The organism is Bacillus sp. FSL R5-0560, assembly GCF_037966305.1.
Taxonomy (GTDB): domain Bacteria; phylum Bacillota; class Bacilli; order Bacillales; family Bacillaceae; genus Bacillus; species Bacillus mojavensis.
In genome coordinates this window covers 1,262,913-1,279,762 of the sequence record NZ_CP150195.1, presented here as the reverse complement: position 1 = coordinate 1,279,762, position 16,850 = coordinate 1,262,913, and the positions used below count along the sequence as shown (strand labels likewise).

The 16,850-nt window shown below is 43.0% G+C and carries 20 protein-coding genes; 7 read left to right on the top strand and 13 right to left on the bottom strand.

The genetic code is table 11. From position 1 onward, the window contains the following. Positions 1–164: 164 nt before the first annotated feature. A complete protein-coding gene (prpE, locus tag NST56_RS06420) occupies positions 165–902 on the top strand; it encodes a bis(5'-nucleosyl)-tetraphosphatase PrpE (protein WP_268449919.1) in 738 nt (245 codons plus the stop codon). A 33-nt stretch (positions 903–935) separates the two neighbouring features. Here prpE and NST56_RS06415 read toward each other — a convergent pair whose 3' ends face one another. The 4 genes from NST56_RS06415 to NST56_RS06400 are packed head-to-tail and all read right to left on the bottom strand — an operon-like array spanning position 936 to position 3,687. Continuing rightward, positions 936–1,820, bottom strand: a complete 885-nt coding sequence (locus tag NST56_RS06415; protein WP_286058718.1) for an RluA family pseudouridine synthase — start codon at positions 1,818–1,820, stop codon at positions 936–938. Between the two features lie 14 nt (positions 1,821–1,834). Next, positions 1,835–2,635: an NAD kinase gene (locus tag NST56_RS06410; protein WP_010333761.1), complete on the bottom strand. Its 801-nt coding sequence runs from the start codon at positions 2,633–2,635 to the stop codon at positions 1,835–1,837. 19 nt (positions 2,636–2,654) lie between these two features. After that, entirely contained in the window at positions 2,655–3,290 is a 636-nt protein-coding gene (yjbM, locus tag NST56_RS06405) for a GTP diphosphokinase (protein ID WP_024120930.1), read from the bottom strand. A 28-nt stretch (positions 3,291–3,318) separates the two neighbouring features. Beyond that, positions 3,319–3,687 carry a hypothetical protein gene (locus NST56_RS06400; protein WP_326226882.1) on the bottom strand — a complete coding sequence of 123 codons (369 nt, stop codon included), beginning with the start codon at positions 3,685–3,687 and terminating at the stop codon, positions 3,319–3,321. Between the two features lie 123 nt (positions 3,688–3,810). On the opposite strand from NST56_RS06400, the gene NST56_RS06395 reads away from it, so the two are divergent. The 5 genes from NST56_RS06395 to NST56_RS06375 all read left to right on the top strand — a co-directional run bounded on the left by NST56_RS06395 (position 3,811) and on the right by NST56_RS06375 (position 7,171). Next, on the top strand, positions 3,811–4,383 hold the full coding sequence (locus NST56_RS06395) for a CYTH domain-containing protein (protein ID WP_268449914.1): 573 nt from the start codon (positions 3,811–3,813) through the stop codon (positions 4,381–4,383). A gap of 14 nt (positions 4,384–4,397) precedes the next feature. Continuing rightward, complete coding sequence (locus tag NST56_RS06390) at positions 4,398–5,129, top strand: lytic transglycosylase domain-containing protein (protein WP_268449912.1); 732 nt, start codon at positions 4,398–4,400, stop codon at positions 5,127–5,129. A gap of 266 nt (positions 5,130–5,395) precedes the next feature. Then, positions 5,396–5,794 carry a thiol management oxidoreductase gene (locus NST56_RS06385; RefSeq protein WP_010333756.1) on the top strand — a complete coding sequence of 133 codons (399 nt, stop codon included), beginning with the start codon at positions 5,396–5,398 and terminating at the stop codon, positions 5,792–5,794. Then, a complete protein-coding gene (spxH, locus tag NST56_RS06380) occupies positions 5,791–6,690 on the top strand; it encodes a protease adaptor protein SpxH (RefSeq protein ID WP_010333755.1) in 900 nt (299 codons plus the stop codon). The genes NST56_RS06385 and spxH overlap by 4 nt, the downstream gene beginning before the upstream one ends. A gap of 313 nt (positions 6,691–7,003) precedes the next feature. Next, positions 7,004–7,171: a hypothetical protein gene (locus NST56_RS06375; RefSeq protein WP_010333753.1), complete on the top strand. Its 168-nt coding sequence runs from the start codon at positions 7,004–7,006 to the stop codon at positions 7,169–7,171. A 37-nt stretch (positions 7,172–7,208) separates the two neighbouring features. Here NST56_RS06375 and pepF read toward each other — a convergent pair whose 3' ends face one another. The 4 genes from pepF to NST56_RS06355 all read right to left on the bottom strand — a co-directional run bounded on the left by pepF (position 7,209) and on the right by NST56_RS06355 (position 11,325). Then, positions 7,209–9,038, bottom strand: a complete 1,830-nt coding sequence (gene pepF / locus NST56_RS06370) for an oligoendopeptidase F (protein ID WP_010333752.1) — start codon at positions 9,036–9,038, stop codon at positions 7,209–7,211. Positions 9,039–9,267: 229 nt separating this feature from the next. Beyond that, complete coding sequence (locus NST56_RS06365) at positions 9,268–10,419, bottom strand: competence protein CoiA family protein (protein WP_339180766.1); 1,152 nt, start codon at positions 10,417–10,419, stop codon at positions 9,268–9,270. 157 nt (positions 10,420–10,576) lie between these two features. After that, positions 10,577–11,233, bottom strand: coding sequence for an adaptor protein MecA (mecA, locus tag NST56_RS06360; protein ID WP_229147846.1), 657 nt, complete (start codon positions 11,231–11,233; stop codon positions 10,577–10,579). After that, complete coding sequence (locus NST56_RS06355) at positions 11,200–11,325, bottom strand: hypothetical protein (RefSeq protein ID WP_120698858.1); 126 nt, start codon at positions 11,323–11,325, stop codon at positions 11,200–11,202. The genes mecA and NST56_RS06355 overlap by 34 nt, the downstream gene beginning before the upstream one ends. 187 nt (positions 11,326–11,512) lie before the next feature. Between NST56_RS06355 and NST56_RS06350 the strand changes: the two genes are divergently transcribed. Beyond that, positions 11,513–12,169, top strand: a complete 657-nt coding sequence (locus NST56_RS06350; RefSeq protein WP_168747421.1) for a TerC family protein — start codon at positions 11,513–11,515, stop codon at positions 12,167–12,169. A 42-nt stretch (positions 12,170–12,211) separates the two neighbouring features. On the opposite strand, the gene spx is transcribed toward NST56_RS06350, so the two are convergent. The 5 genes from spx to oppD all read right to left on the bottom strand — a co-directional run bounded on the left by spx (position 12,212) and on the right by oppD (position 16,848). Beyond that, on the bottom strand, positions 12,212–12,607 hold the full coding sequence (gene spx / locus NST56_RS06345) for a transcriptional regulator Spx (RefSeq protein ID WP_010333748.1): 396 nt from the start codon (positions 12,605–12,607) through the stop codon (positions 12,212–12,214). Positions 12,608–12,785: 178 nt separating this feature from the next. After that, positions 12,786–13,364, bottom strand: a complete 579-nt coding sequence (locus tag NST56_RS06340; protein ID WP_010333747.1) for a GNAT family N-acetyltransferase — start codon at positions 13,362–13,364, stop codon at positions 12,786–12,788. Between the two features lie 165 nt (positions 13,365–13,529). Beyond that, positions 13,530–14,747 carry an MFS transporter gene (locus tag NST56_RS06335; protein WP_339182103.1) on the bottom strand — a complete coding sequence of 406 codons (1,218 nt, stop codon included), beginning with the start codon at positions 14,745–14,747 and terminating at the stop codon, positions 13,530–13,532. A gap of 105 nt (positions 14,748–14,852) precedes the next feature. Further along, positions 14,853–15,770 carry an oligopeptide ABC transporter ATP-binding protein OppF gene (gene oppF, locus NST56_RS06330; RefSeq protein WP_010333745.1) on the bottom strand — a complete coding sequence of 306 codons (918 nt, stop codon included), beginning with the start codon at positions 15,768–15,770 and terminating at the stop codon, positions 14,853–14,855. A gap of 1 nt (position 15,771) precedes the next feature. Beyond that, positions 15,772–16,848 (bottom strand): oligopeptide ABC transporter ATP-binding protein OppD, encoded by a 1,077-nt coding sequence (gene oppD, locus NST56_RS06325; RefSeq protein WP_339180762.1) that lies wholly within the window; start codon positions 16,846–16,848, stop codon positions 15,772–15,774. Positions 16,849–16,850 lie beyond the last annotated feature (2 nt).

Genomic DNA, 16,850 nt, shown 5'->3' with positions numbered 1-16,850 from the left:
AAAAAACATAACGCGATTTTAACAAGGGTGATGATGAAAAATAAAGTAATAAGGTCTCATTTTTTTTAGAAAATGATTCTTCTATAATTTGCACATAAAAGCCGGTGATGACTCACAGCAATTTGCTTCATAATAAATAAAATCATGAGTAAGGAGGATGCTGCATGGCCTACTACGATATCATCAGCGATATTCATGGCTGCTACGATGAAATGACAGCCCTAATAGAAAAACTTGGATACACAATAAAAAATGGATTGCCTGTACATGATGCAGGCAGGGTGCTTGTTTTTGCCGGGGATTTGACAGACCGTGGCCCTAAATCAATTGAAGTCATCCGCTTTGTAGCCGGAGCTTATGAACAAGGAGCCGTGCGCTATGTCCCGGGAAATCATTGCAACAAGCTGTACCGCTACTTAAAAGGAAATCCAGTTAAAGTGATGCACGGTCTTGAAACAACCGCGGCAGAGCTTAAAGCACTTTCTGAAGAAGAAAGAAGAAAAGTCAGCGAACAATTTATGAGGCTTTATGAAACTGCGCCGCTTTACGACATCTTACATAATGGAGAATTGGTTGTCGCCCATGCTGGCATAAAGGCTGACGATATCGGCAAAAACACGAGGAGAGTAAAGGACTTTGTGCTTTACGGCGATGTGACGGGTGAAACGTATCCGGACGGCAGACCCGTCAGGCGGGATTGGGCCGCTGCTTATAACGGGACAGCCTGGGTTGTATACGGACACACACCTGTTAAAGAGCCCCGCATAAAAAATCGCACCATTAACATTGATACAGGCTGTGTGTTTGGAAATGAACTGACGGCCTTCCGTTTTCCCGAACTGGAGACCGTCTCCGTTCCAAGCTCTATGCCTTATGACGAAACTAGATTTCGCCCCATATAAAAAAGGAGAGAATCGTTTTAATGATTCTCTCCTTTACATAATTCCTAACATATCGTGCGGCAGAGCCGCATGAAACGTCATTTTTTCCTGCGTCAGCGGGTGGATAAACGACAGCTGCTCACTGTGCAGCGCCTGCCTGTCAATCTTCTGTCTCGTTCCGCCGTACAACGTATCGCCGCACAGCGGGTGGCCGAGATAGCTCATATGAACGCGAATTTGATGGGTCCGCCCTGTCTCAAGCTGCAATGCCACCGTGGTTAAGTCATCCGTAAGACGTGTGACACGAAAGTGAGTAATAGCCTTCTGACCGCCAGGTGTCACTATCCGTTCAATGATACTGTCAGGATGTCTGCCAATCGGGGCGTCTACCTTTCCCTCTGTCTCTGCCATACGTCCATGCACAATCGCAACATATCTGCGTTTCACAAGGCCGTTTTTTTGCGCCGACGATAAAATGGAGTGGGCAAAGCGGTGCTTGGCAACAAGCATGACACCTGACGTATCCCGGTCTAGCCGGGTGACAAGATGAACCGTGGCCCGTACTCCGTTTTTTTGGTAGTGATGGATGATGCCATTCGCGATGCTTCCCGCCGGGTGCTCTCGCGATGGAATAGATGACACATACGGCTGTTTGTTTATCACAAGCACGTGTTCATCCTCATACATAATATCGAGCGGAACAGGCTCGGCCAAAAGCGTCTCGCTCACCTGTTCCTCAGGAAACTTTACAATAAGAAAGTCCCCCTCTTTCAATACGTATTTAACAGTCACATGTTCACCGTTAATGAGAAGATCTCCTCCGCCAAATTTGATGTCGGTCAGCAGACGCTTCGAAATTCCCAGATCGACCGTATATTCCTTTAAGGTCATTCCGTCTTCAGCGGTAGTGATCTTCTTTTCAATCATAAATTGCTTCACGATACGTCCTCTTTCTACTCACCTTTTCCGATAAATGAATCCTGAACTCTTTTCCAAAACGGAAACGGACGGAATCTTGCAAATCTTACATTTTCGGATGCCACCTGACAGCGGATGGACTTTACATCCTTATGAAGCAGGGTTAAATGGTCAATTGTCACTTGAAAGTCAACTTCGTTTCTCGGTTTAATCATGCAATCATGATGGGAAGGGAGAAGGAGCGGTGATCCGACCGTCCGGAATACGCGGTTATTGATAGATGCCATTTCCGCCAGCTGAATCGCTCTGATGGATGGGTGGATAATTGCTCCGCCCAGCGCTTTATTGTAGGCTGTGCTCCCAGAAGGCGTGGACAGGCAAAGGCCGTCGCCACGGAACGTTTCAAAAAGCTGCCCTTTGATTTCCACATCCGCCACAAGGCTTCCTTCTATACTTTTAATCGTACATTCATTTAACGCCAAATATCTTTCTTCCCGCTCATTTTCATGATAGGTTACTATTACTTCAAGGAGCGGATATTCCACAGTGTGATACGGTGTTTTCGCAATTGCGAGCACGAGTTTTTCAATTTCATGAGGAACCCAGTCCGCATAAAACCCCAGATGACCCGTGTGAACGCCGACAAAAGCTGTTTTATCTAATCTGTCGCTGTATCTGTGAAAAGCGTATAAAAGCGTCCCGTCGCCCCCGACTGAAATGACGATTTCCGGTTCATTTTCATCCAGTTCCATGTCAAAATCCAATAAATACGCCTGTATTTTGCTTTTCAGCGTATCAGAAACATTGTCTCCTTTTGACGATACGGCAAATTTCATGCTTTTTCTTCCCCTTTACCTATTGATGCTCGCTTCCTTTTTTCTTTCTAGAAAAGGCAGCTTGAGCTTCCTGTATTTCACCCTTGATCTCCGACATCTCTTCATCAAGCCGTGAAGCTGCTTCAGAAGCGCGCTGAAGCCTCAGTTTTACTTTTTCAGGAATGTTTCCGCTGTATTTATAATTTAATGAATGCTCAATGGTCGCCCAAAAATTCATCGCCAGCGTACGGATCTGTATTTCAACAAGAACATGTTTCTCTCCGGATATCGTCTGCAAAGGATACATCACGACAAGATGATATGACCGATACCCGCTCTCTTTATGTTCTGCAATATAATCTCTCTGATCCACAACGGTGAAATCTTTTCGGGCAAACAGCATTTCCTTTACAAATTGGATGTCATCGACAAATTGGCACATGATCCTAAGGCCTGCGATATCCTGCATGGTTTCAATTTCATGTAATGGTATGCTTTTCCGTCTGGCTTTTTCGAGTATACTCGCCACAGGCTTGACGCGTCCTGTCACAAACTCAATCGGTGAATGGTCATCCTCATATTCATAAAGCGTGCGGATCCCCTTGAGCTTCACTTTTAATTCTTCAACAGCCTGGCGGTACGGCACTAAAAAACGCTCCCATTGCTTGTCATCCATCATACATCCCCCAATTCAGCACCAGTTTCTATAGAAAAACGCGTTTCACTGTTTCTTCCATTTCTTCTCCGTAGTTCGCATTATCTTTAATATTTTCTAAAAGATACTCCAGCTCATCATGCAGGCCTGACAGCTCAATGCTTTCATTCCCTGCCTCTAAAACGATCGGTTTTCTTTGATCATGAGCCTGCTTTAGTTCAGGCCATATATGTTCCTTTATCATGACATATTCAAAAGAATCAGCTAATTCAAGTATGTATACAAAAGCAATGTTGTCAGAATCAACTAGCATTTGACCTGACGGCTTGCGTTCTGCTTCTTTTCCTTCTGTCTCACAGGTAAGGCGAAGCTCATCATCCGATAGTGTTGCATTTAAAATTTCGATTCTGTTTTGCATAATGCTCTCCTTTATAAACAAAGTACAGATTCATTTTATCATATCAAGCTTGATATTGATAAACCTAACATCTAAAGAGATAATAGTAAAAATGAGATTTACAGAGCTGAAAGGAAGACCATTATGAGCCAAGAAATTGAAATTGAATTTAAAAACCTGCTTACAAAACATGAATTTAAAAACATAGCTGCGGCACTGGATTTGGCAGAAAAAGAATTTACTAATCAAGAGAATCACTATTTTGATACAAACTGCTTCGCACTGAAACAGAAACAGGCGGCGCTTCGAATCCGCAAGAAAAATGACGAATATGTGCTGACATTAAAAGAACCGGCTGAAGTTGGACTTCTGGAAACCCACCAGAAGCTTTCCGGCGTATCCGACTTTACACGTTTCACGATTCCGAAAGGCCCTGTCAAGGACCAGCTGAAGAAGCTTCACATCGATACAGACGCCATTCATTATTTTGGATCTTTAGCAACAAATCGCGCAGAAAAAGAAACAGAAAAAGGTTTAATAGTTTTAGATCACAGCCGATATTTAAATAAAGAGGATTATGAAATTGAATTTGAGGCGGCTGACTGGAATGAAGGCAAATTGGCCTTTGAAAAGCTGCTTCAGCAATTCAGTATTCCTCTGCGAGAAACCAAAAATAAAATTCAGCGTTTTTATGAAGAAAAACGAAAGTCTATATAAGGTGGAATGACATAGTGAACGTAACGAATTGGGCGGCTCTCCTTCAGCTTCAGGCATTACAGTCTATATCAAATGCACGCAGCACGGGCAGTCAGAGCGCTGAGAGCCCGCTGTCAAACTTCAGCTCCTTGCTCAGCCAATATACAAATGGACTGTCCCAGCAAACACCTGTGTCAACAGCATCTTCAAGCCCGATCAGCCAGCTGAACAGCTCTTACGGGACATCGCCGTCACTGCTTTCAGCTAACGGGCTTAACTCCTATTCAAACGACAATGTCGGCCAATTTACAAAAGCGAGTGAAAGCACTGAAACAGCTGCTGTTGGTGCCTCCTCAAACAAACAAGAGGATAAAAACATCAGCTCGGGTGACTTCTCAATCGACAGCGCTATAAAAAAAGCCTCTGACAAATACGGAGTCGATGAAAAACTAATCCGCGCTGTCATCAAACAGGAATCCGGCTTTAATGCAAAAGCCGTCAGCGGTGCAGGCGCAATGGGTTTAATGCAGCTGATGCCGTCAACAGCAACCTCACTTGGCGTTTCCAACCCGCTTAATCCGCAGCAAAACGTTGAGGGCGGAACGAAATATTTAAAACAAATGCTGGATAAATACGATGGCAATGTATCCATGGCGTTAGCAGCTTATAACGCCGGCCCGGGAAACGTTGATCGATACGGAGGCATTCCGCCTTTTAGAGAAACTCAAAACTATGTAAAAAAAATAACAGCAACCTATTACGCGTAACCGGAGCGGCACTTGCCTTCCGGTTTTTTTGCGGAGTGAAATCTTACACATTCATGATTTGTATGTGATATGATATGAAATACAAACCCGGCGCTCAGCCGAACCCTGTCTTCAAGCGCATAAAAAGCGCTTAAAAGGCAGTTTGTTTGTAGAAATGATGCCTTGTTGCTAAAATAATTCATAGATGAATTGAAATAAATACAGAAAATAACTTTTTGCAATAGGAATTATGATTCCTATTAGCCATATTTAAAGGAGTAGTCAACATGGGACAATCGTTTAACGCACCTTATGAAGCGATTGGAGAAGAACTTCTATCGCAACTTGTTGATACTTTTTATGAGCGTGTCGCGTCTCATCCTTTGCTTAAGCCCATATTTCCGAGCGATTTAACAGAAACGGCCAGAAAACAGAAGCAATTTTTGACACAGTATTTAGGCGGGCCTCCCCTTTATACCGAGGAACACGGCCATCCCATGCTCAGGGCAAGGCATCTCCCCTTTCCGATTACAAACGAGAGGGCCGATGCGTGGCTCAGCTGTATGAAAGACGCAATGGACCATGTAGGACTTGAGGGCGACATTCGTGAGTTTTTGTTTGGCCGGCTGGAGTTGACAGCAAGGCATATGGTGAATCAAACAGAAGCGGAGGATCGATCATATTGACAAATTATCAGCATGAGCAATACTTCGCCCATTGCCACGGCCATCCAAAAAAACCGCTGGAAATCTACATGTTTGTTGACCCTTTATGTCCCGAATGCTGGTCCTTAGAGCCTGTCATAAAAAAAATGAAAATCAGATACGGACGTTTTTTTACCTTACGCATCATAGCTTCCGCAAGCCTTACAGCGTTAAATAAGAAACGTAAAAAGCACCTTCTGGCAGAAGCCTGGGAAAAGATCGCAAGCCGCTCCGGTATGCCGTGTGACGGCAGTGTATGGTTTGAGCAAGATCAGCCGCTCTCTTCTCCATATATGGCTGCTCTCGCATTTAAGGCAGCAGAACTTCAAGGAAGAAGAGCCGGTATGCAATTTCTTCGGAATATGCAGGAGAGTCTGTTCGTTTCGAAGAAGAACATTACGGATGAAAACGTGCTTTTGGAAATAGCGTCAAAAACAAGCCTGGATCTAGAGGAATTTCAAAAAGACCTCCATTCCCAAAGCGCGGTCAAGGCGCTTCAATGCGACATGAAAATCGCGGCTGAGATGGATGTTACAGCCACTCCGACGCTGACGTTCTTTAATACGCAGCATGACGACGAAGGACTTAAAGTCCCCGGCAGCTATTCATACCATGTGTATGAAGAAATCTTATTTGAGATGCTTGGCGACGAGCCTAAGCCCTCGGAAACACCGCCTCTGGAATGTTTTATTGAATATTTCCGTTTCGTTGCCTCTAAGGAAATCGCTCTTGTATATGATTTGAGTCTTGAAGAGGTAGAAAAGGAAATGAAAAAATTGGCGTTTGCTAAAAAAGTTGCCAAAGTAGAGGCCAAGCACGGAATGTTTTGGCAGTCCCTCACCAGCAGTTCTGATGAATACCAATCATGTGAAAAATAGCCGCAGGCATGTATATGCTTGAGGCTATTTTTTTGCACAAAAATCAAACATATGTTCTGTACAAAGCACTAAAGAAACCGCGCCGGGATAAGCGCGGTTTCATATGTCTTAACGACAACAAAGGGGATGGGAGAAATTTTTCACGGTCAAACAAAGGGGTAATGTTTGTTTGTGATCAATTTCACATCCTTATCATATCAAAAGTTGTCGACTGTTGACAACCATTAAGTTTAATGTTCATATTTTTGTCACAAAACATAACTGACAGGTTTCATTCATATGCTTGTAAGGAACAAGGACGAGGAGGATCGCCATGCTGTTTAATGTGATCTCAATTGTATGCATTGTTGTTTTTTTCTGTTTAAATTTATTAGCTATGATGCATATGCTGCCTCTTTACATTACGTCCCCTCTGCTGTTTCTGTCTATTCTGTTTACCTTGTACCGTCTGAATCATCGGAAAACCTTTAAAGGATTTTAAAAAGCCTGTGCATCATTTATGCACAGGCCATTTTTTATTAAGACTGCTTTACTTTCAGCAGCAGTTCTTCCATTTCATCAAGCTTTTCCTCAAACATTTTGCACGCAGCTTCAATCGGTTCTGGTGACGTCATATCAACGCCAGCTTTTTTCAGGATGTCGATCGGATATTGTGAGCTGCCCGCTTTCAGGAAGTCAATATAACGGTCAACCGCAGGCTTGCCTTCCTTCAAAATTTGGCTGCTTAACGCCTGTGCAGCACTGTACCCTGTCGCATACTGATACACATAGTAGTTGTAATAGAAATGCGGAATCCGTGACCATTCGAGTCCGATTTCTTTATCAATCACCATGTCGTTTCCGAAATACTTTTTATTCAGATCATAATATACATTGGTCAGAAGCTCAGGTGTCAGCGGCTCCCCTTCTTGGGCTTTTATATGGATAAGATGTTCAAATTCTGCAAACATCGTTTGTCTGAAGACGGTTCCTCTAAAGCCCTCAAGCATGTGGTTGAGAATATATAAACGCTGTTTTTCATCCTCTAAATTGTTCAGCAAATATTCACCAAGCAGTGCTTCGTTTGTCGTAGAAGCAACTTCCGCGACAAAGATGCTGTAATTGCCGTAAGGATATGGCTGGTGTTTTCTCGTATAATAGCTGTGAACAGAGTGGCCGAACTCATGCACTAGCGTAAAGAGATTATTGACGTTATCATGCCAGTTCATTAAAATATACGGATTTGTGCCGTATGTTCCTGAAGAATAAGCGCCGTTGCGTTTCCCTTTATTCTCATAAACATCAACCCAGCGGTTTTCAAGCCCCTCTTTTAAGATAGAGCGATATTCCTCTCCTAAAGGTGCAAGCCCCTTCAGCATATAATCCTTAGCTTGCTCGTACGTAACCTTCATTCCCGCATCCTTCACAAGCGGTGTATACAGATCATAGATATGCACTTCATCCAGCTCAAGCACTTTCTTTCTCAGTGCAATATAACGATGCAGCAGCGGAAGATGCTTGTTAATCGTTTTGATGAGATTGTCGTATACCTCTTCAGGAATACTGTTGTTAGAAAGCGCAGCTTCACGTGCTGACTTGTATTTTTTCATTCTTGCGTAGAAGTTGTCTTTTTTCACAGTCCCGCTCAAGGTAGTCGCCATTGTATTTTTATATTGGCCGTATGTTTTATATACAGCGTCAAACGCATTTTTGCGGACTTCACGGTTTTCACTTTCTAAGAAATTAATAAAATTGCCGTGAGTGATCTGTTTTTCATTTCCCTCTTCATCTTTAATAGATGGGAATGTAATATCGGCATTATTTAACACGCTGAACGTATTTGACGACGATGACAGCACCTCAGAAGCTTCAGCCAGCAGCGCTTCTTCCTTCTCGCTCAGCACGTGCGGGCGTTCCTTTGTGATTTCTTCAATGGCATGTGAGTAAAGCTTCAGCTCTTCTTTTTCAAGAATAAACTGCTGCAGTTTGTCTTCCTCTATGGATAAAATTTCCGGAACAAGATAAGCTGTTGCGCTTGCGGCCTGTGTATACAGATTTCCAGCCTTATCATTAAGTCCCTGATAAAAGGAGTTCCCTGTATCTTGGTCTGAGCGCATATGCGCGTATGTGTAAAGTTTGCCCAAACGCTCCATCACCTTATCCTGGTAAGTAAGGGCTTCGTATAAATGATCGGCTGAATCAGCCAGCTTGCCTTTATACTTAGATAAATCCGGTATTAATTCTTTAACAGCTTGAAATTCTTTATTCCAGGCCTCATCACTAGGAAAAATATCCTCAAGTCTCCATGTGTCCTCTACCTTTACCTCACTTCGGTCAGGCAGTTGATTTGCTTTTTTTTCCTCAGCCATGGTGATCCCCCTCGTTTTCTTTAATTCAAGCCAATTGAAAAAACGGTTGTTTCTCAATAAACTTGTGTTGTGAATATCTTCCGGTTTTTCACTGCCATTTGTCAAATCATATGCAGTTATGAAGAGAACGAATGCCAAAAAAGCAGTAAAAACACGAAAAACCTTTCCTTTTGTGCTTCTCACAACCAGCCCACCACCTTTGTCTTAGGGTGAGCCAAATCAGGAAAACTCATTCGATAAAACAGCTTCTGTCTTTTTCAATGAGATCCTGTAATGATTGGCTGCGCTTTGCGGGCTGATTCAGCACATATACTTCTTTCTGAGTCTCTCTTAAAAATCCCTTCTTGCACAAAAATTCAATGTACTGTTTAACAGCCTCACTGAGACCCTGATCGCTGTATTCTCCTCTGAGTAGAATGTTCTTTTTATGAATGTGTAGTTTGCAGTGCTGCAAAATGGCTGAAAAGCGAATGGGCGCATGTTTATACCCAAGATCCGTAATAAACAGATAAAGATAACCCTGCCATACAAAAACGGGACTCTTGAAAACGGCTCCTTTCTGTACAGGAACAAACACCTCTGTCGGAAGAAAAGAGAGAGGCGTTTGCCGTTTTTCATAAAACAAAAGCCTAAGCCGATTTATATCTTTAGAGAGAAACCGATGAGTTTTGCGGCGAAAACGGAGAATGGCTCCTGTCCAATCTGTGTGCTTAAACGATGAATCCGATTCAGTGAAAAAGAGATCTTCTGCCGCTGCCTGACGGACTGGAATCGTTTGGACGGAGCAGTAAAAATGGGTTGTGTAAAACGGGATGATGTGGCTGAGCCTCAGGAAAGAATGTGTTTTGGGGCAGTAACATAACAGATCGCTGTTCTGACTGGTATTGATAAACTGCCAATGGAAAGCGGACAGCTGGTAAAAGGATGAAGATGTCCGTTTTAAGCGGTTGCCCCCAAGAATCCACCGCGGTATCATTCCTGCTTGTTTGAAACCGGCTGTTCTTTTTTGAAAGACATCAGGAGGGAGAGTCGCGCATTGGTATTCAACAGCAAGCGTATTCCCCTTAACTTTCGCCAAGATGTCGGGCCTTTGTTTAATCTCTCGGACATACGGCTCTAAGAGCGGTGAAGCCTTTTGCGTTTTCAGCCATACATATAGCTGCCGTTTTCCTTCTAAGTGATAGGCGCTCTCAGGTTCTATGTCTATCGTGCAGGACTTGTTCTGTTTATGGGCAAAATGCGGCGCTTTCTGAGACCCTAGCTTCACATCGAGCTCCTCTGCACACACCGGGCAAAAAAACCTGGTCTGCTTTAATTTTTCTCTGCTCTGCCTGCCTATGAGGTGAAAAACTTGACCGTCTTCTGTCACAGCACTAAACAATTGTCATCTCTCCTTTCCAGATTCATCACTCTTTCTGGAAATGACCGATGAACTCCTGTTTGCTGATGTTTTGCCTATATGTATGTTTTTGATTTTCCAGCTTCAATATGTTGTTTTGAAATAGAAAAAAACCGATTTCCGGCAAGAAATCGGTCTGCTATGATGCAAAGTGTTTTTTTATCGTTTCAAGAGCCTGCTCTGACACAACCAGCTTGCCGTATTCTTCAAGTCGGTGTATGCTGATTGAGGATTCAGACGCATACTCCAACAGGATGCTTAGCTGATTTTCAACCTCTTCATCAGTCAAATTGTAAAAATCCACATATAAATAATATCGGTTCTCAAACGAATATAAAGTCGTTTTACTTCCGTTAACGTTTAATTTAGATAGAGAAATTACATCTTCGAAGTCATCAAACCGCAAGACAAATTGTAGCTTTTGTTCCTTCTCTTCCTGATTGACTTCTTGCTCTTCTTTTTGGAAATCATCCAGCAAGGCGTCAAGATCCTCAGATGCTGGTTCTTGCTTTTTATCCTCAGGAATCGGCAGTTCGAGCTTTTGTCCGTCTTTGGAAAGCTGGGCTTTGGTGACGATAATTTCTAATCCTTTGTCCATTGCCTGAACTTGAATCCAAAGAGGGCCTTCAACAGCGAATTCCTCTTCCTCATGAACTTCATCCATAACTTCCCAGAACAGTTCTTCACTGCGCTCACGGTTATACCAAATTTCTTCTCTGTCAAAACCGCGATCTTCAATATCTCCATAAGACATATAAAATTTTACTGTATGCTCGTTAATTCTTTCAATTTCCATTTGCCAACCTTCCCTTCTATATAAGATGTTGAAGGGACATCTAAGCTCCCGATTAATAGTACTTTACTACACTTTACCCATTCCGTCCACATCTTAACCTTGAACCAAGGAAGTGTGAATTCCTTTGTATTTCTATTTTATGATAAATCAGTCACAAAAGAAATAAAAATGCATCTTCGCCCAAAAAAATGGCTTGTCTTCCAGCACCGCTATCATAAATTGCGTCCCGCTTCATATATTAGTGGTACAAGCGATGGAACGAAAGCGAGGTGCCGATGCATGGAGCATGACTATCTGATTTCACTGCTGCTTATCGTCGGAATTGATCTGATTCTCGGCGGCGATAATGCAGTCGTGATCGCCATGGCCAGCCGAAATTTGCCGGACAAGCAAAGACAGCAAGCCATTATTCTCGGAACATTTATCGCCGTTGCGATGAGAATCGGATTAACAAGTGCAGCGGTTTATCTTTTGAATATTCCTTTCCTGCAATGTACCGGGGGAATATTCCTTCTATATTTGGGATACCAGCTATTAATTGAAAAAAAAGACGCCCAGCACGTCAAAAGCAGCACCTCTCTATGGAAAGCCATACGAACGATTGTACTCGCAGACCTGTTTATGTCATTGGACAATGTTATTGCTGTCGCAGGAGCTTCGCACGGTGAGCTTTCTCTCGTTATGATTGGTCTGTGTGTATCGGTGCCGGTTATAATTTGGGGCAGCAAACTCATCCACATCGCGCTTGAGAAAATACCGTTATTGATTTATGTGGGAAGCGGATTATTGGCTTATACAGGCGGAGAAATGATTGTCCGGGATCAAAAGCTGTCTTTTTTTATGGCTCAGCACGGCACGGTTGAAGCGCTTCTCCCCATTTTAACTGTCGTCTTTGTGATCCTTGCCAGCATTTATTATCAGCAGGTTGAAAAATAAAAGAAGGCTGATGTCTCAGCCTTCTTTTTAACGTGCGATCTATTAGTTTGCCAAACGCTGTGCTTCTCTTAATTGGAAAGAGCGGACTTTTCTTGGCAAGAAACGTCTGATTTCGTCTTCGTTGTATCCGACCTGCAAACGTTTTTCATCGATGATGATCGGACGGCGAAGCAAACCTGGGTGCTCGTTGATCAAGAGGTACAAATCTTGCAGCGGCATTGATTCAACGTTCACATTCAATTTTTGGAATACTTTTGAACGGGTTGAGATGATCTCATCTGTTCCGTCCTCAGTCATTCTTAAGATTTGTTTTATTTCATCAATTGATAAAGGTTCAGAGAAAATGTTTCTTTCTACGTACGGAATCTCATGCTCCTCGAGCCACGCTCTCGCCTTTCTGCATGAAGTACAGCTTGGTGATGTGTATAATGTAACCATTCATCTTCACTCCTCTAATTAGTAGGATGAACATCTATTTTATTCTTAAATTGAAATTACTCTAAAAAAGGAATCTTTATAGGTATTATACTATAAAAAAGTAAGTGTGAACAGTGTCCTAAGAAAAAAATGTGTCAATCCAGCAAATTTTATTTTATTCATGTGTTTGCATTCTCAATTAGCTTAACTCATCGAAAATATTTTTTTGCTTTTCTTCATCAATGAGTGTCAGGACTTCATCCGTTTTTTCGTATGATTCCCCGTACCATTTCTCATCTTTATAAGTATGAATGTTTTCATATGTCTGTTTCATGGCTTCAAGAATCTCTTCTTCTGATTCTGTTTTCGGTGACCAGTACAGAATCTCCATCTTATTGACTTCATTCGTAGCCAATGACCGGCGCCGGTACCCAATTGACTGAGCATGCTTAAAATGCTCTCTTTGATAGAATCTCAGGCGTTTTTCTGTATCAGCATCATCTTCATCCACAGGCTCCACCTCAAGCAATATCGGCTTATTTTTCTTTTTCAGCTTGGCAATCAGTTTGCCGCCAAGCCCTTGCCCTCTTGCATCTTTTGACACATACAGATAATCAACGAAGATAAAAGATTCAAATTCCGCAAACATTAAAATATGATGCTTGCCTTCATCTTTATGATAAATATCGCTTCGCTCTTTCAAAAGAGCTTCCATATGCGCTTTTGATTTCAATTCTTCAATTGGAAAGTACTCGCTAAGCTTTTCGTACCAGTTCATTGATTTGCTCCTTATGAGTTCGTTGTCTTCATACTTTTAGATATACCCCATTTCTTCTTGTTTAAACAGCCTTACATCTATAAAGACGTACGAACTTTCCGCATGGTTTCATTTTTTTCAGCAAGTAAGGCAATTCGTCGTTCCAACGGAGATGTTTGATCATGCTCAATTCGCATGTCTCTCCCTTTTGTAATGACTCAGGCCGGGCTGCGCCAACGCAATCAAAAAAGTCATGCCATATAATACAGCCGCCGAAATAAAAGCTGTTTTTGCACCGGCAGCATCAGTCAGCAGCCCCATGATGGAATAGGTAACACCAGACCAAGGAGTCAACAGCGCGTTTTTGGCAGCCATTATCCCGATGCGCTTATGTGCCGGAATGACCTCCTGCAATACGGTTTCCTGACATATATCTCTGACTTGATAAAAAGGTCCCATCGCCGCGCAAGCCAGGGCGCATAAAAACGGCAAGGGAGAAACCGCAAAGAGGAATGTCAGCACTGCCATCACAAGTGAGCTGAATATAATCGCGTACCCCATATTTTGCTCAAAACATGCAGAAAAATGGATGGCGATGACACTGCCGATCATAGCACCAATAAAATAAGAAGCGTTAAAGATTCCCCACCATACTTCTGTTTCATGCAGAACCGCCACTGTAAAAGCCAATAGAATAGCGGATGACCAAACTGAGCCGGCAAGAGCTTCTATCATGTCCATTGCAGTGATGTCTCTTACAATCGGGGTTGTCATCAAATCCTTCCATACACTTCTTGCAGATGCTGTTTCAGCTGTTCTTTTCGTTCTTGCATCGTTCACATGAAGCAGGCTGATGACAGCTCCGGAAAAGACAAACAGGCAAATGGCACTGCCGACAACAAACTCAAAAGGTGCAGCAAATGTCAGAAGACCTCCAAGTCCCCAGCCAGCTGTTAAAAACAATTGATTAGCGAGTGAAATCACACCGTTTGCTTTCACGTAATGCTCTTTTGAAACAATAACAGGCAGCAGCGCGAACCTTGCCGGCTGAAAAAAGGCGCCAGAAAATGAAAAACAAAAAACAAACAGCAGCGTCATGATATAGAAGGCAATTCCATCTTGGCTGACACTGTATGCGATTAGCAATGCAAAGACCGCTCTCAGCAGACTTGCACCGGCAAGCACCTTTTTAAAACCAAGCTTATGGAGTACACCCGAAATGCAAAAGCTTGCCGCAACACTTGCAAACGACATGAAGGATAAAATAAGACCCGAAAAAAAGACAGAGTCGGTCATTTGATAGACCCTTACCATTAAAACGATTGTCACCAGGACTCCAGCTAAAGATTGCAGAGATTGCGACAGAAGCAGTGCAAAGACATTTTTCTGACGAAGAATTTGAATAGTGTCCGCCTCCGTTTTTCCTCTAATTGTAAAAGATGTGACTCTTACTTTCTATCATCCTATATAAAAAATCCTTCAAAACATTTGTTTTGAAGGATTTTCAACTTATGAATAGGCTTTAAATTCCTCTTCCGTGCACATAACAAAATGACCTGGTTTTACTTCACGGAATTCCATCTTTTCTCCATCCTTTAACCGATGCACGGATACATCGTATTTTTGGCGGACACGATTTCTCTCATAATCCGGATCAGGAAGCGGAATGGCAGAAAGCAATGATTTTGTATACGGGTGTAACGGGTTTTCGTAAAGTTCATCTGCCGGCGCAAGCTCAACCAGCTTACCGAAATACATGACTCCGATACGGTCGCTGATGTATTTGACCATCGATAAATCGTGGGCAATAAACAGGTATGTGAGCCCTTTTTCTTTTTGCAGTTCTTTCATTAAATTCACGACCTGCGCTTGAATGGATACATCCAAAGCGGAAATTGGCTCATCTGCAATAATGAATTCCGGATCTACAGCAAGAGCTCTCGCAATCCCGATTCTTTGCCGCTGACCGCCGGAAAATTCATGCGGATAACGGTTGGCATGCTCCTTGTTTAAACCGACTGTTTGCAGGAGTTCATGAACCCGCTGCATACGCTCTTTCTTCGTTTTCGTCAGCTTATGAATATCAAGGCCTTCTGCAATAATGTCTGCGACTGTCATTCTCGGATTCAGCGATGCATATGGGTCCTGGAAAATCATTTGCATTTTGCGGTTGAATTCGAGCAGCTTTTTACGGGATTTTTTACCGTGAACATTTTCACCGTTAAACAGCACCTCGCCATCGGTTGCTTCGTATAGCCGAATGATACTTCGGCCTGTTGTCGATTTACCGCAGCCGGATTCACCAACCAGACCTAATGTTTCGCCCCTATAGATATCAAACGACAGGTCATCTACGGCTTTAACCGTTCCTCTCGGCGTAACAAAGTGCTGTTTTAAATGTTTGATTTCTAATAGTTTCTCAGTCAATTTATTCACCCTCTCTCACTAAGACAGGTTTTTGATACGTATTCGCCAGCGTCCGTATTTTTGCTTTTACCGCTTCAGGCGGCTCTACCTTTGGCGCATCAGGATGAAGAAGCCACGATTTCACATAATGAGTATCGGAAACCTTAAACATTGGCGGCTCCTGTTCAAAATCAATTTTCATCGCATATGGACTCCGGAGCGCAAAAGCATCTCCTTTTGGAGGATTTGTCAAATCAGGCGGTGTGCCAGGGATTGCTGTCAGCTGTTCGTCTCCTGAGCTGTCAAGTGTCGGCATGGATGCCAGCAGCCCCCAAGTATACGGATGTCTCGGATCGTAGAAAATTTCGTCTACCGTACCGGTTTCTACAATCTGTCCCGCATACATCACGGCAACCCTGTCGGCTACGTTAGCAACAACACCGAGATCGTGTGTGATAAAGATGATGGACGTGTCAATTTTCTTTTGCAATTCTTTCATCAATTCAAGAATCTGCGCTTGGATGGTCACGTCAAGAGCAGTTGTCGGCTCATCGGCAATTAACAGCTTCGGATTCGCCGCAAGTGCCATCGCAATGACGACACGCTGTCTCATCCCGCCTGAAAACTCGTGCGGAAATTGGTTGACCCGTTTTTCCGGCATTGGGATACCTACTAAATCCAGCAGCTCAACAGCACGCTTTTTCGCAGCTTCCTTTGAAATGTTTTCGTGTTTAAAAAGCACTTCCGTAATTTGCTTGCCGACTTTCATTGTCGGGTTTAAAGAGGTCATCGGATCCTGGAATATCATTCCGATCTCTTTCCCCCGTACATTTTGCATCTCTTTTTCGGAAAGCGGCACTAAATCCTTGCCGTCAAATAAAATCTCACCGCGTTTAAAATAACCCGGAGGCATCGGAATCAGCTTCATGATTGCTTGAGATGTCACACTTTTTCCAGAGCCTGACTCCCCGACGATTGCCAATGTTTCTCCTTTATTCAGATGGAAATTCACTCCGCGGATCGCCTGGACCTCTCCGCCGTATGTTTTAAATGAAATCGCTAAATCTTTTACTTCTAATAGGCGTGTCACCCGTATCACTC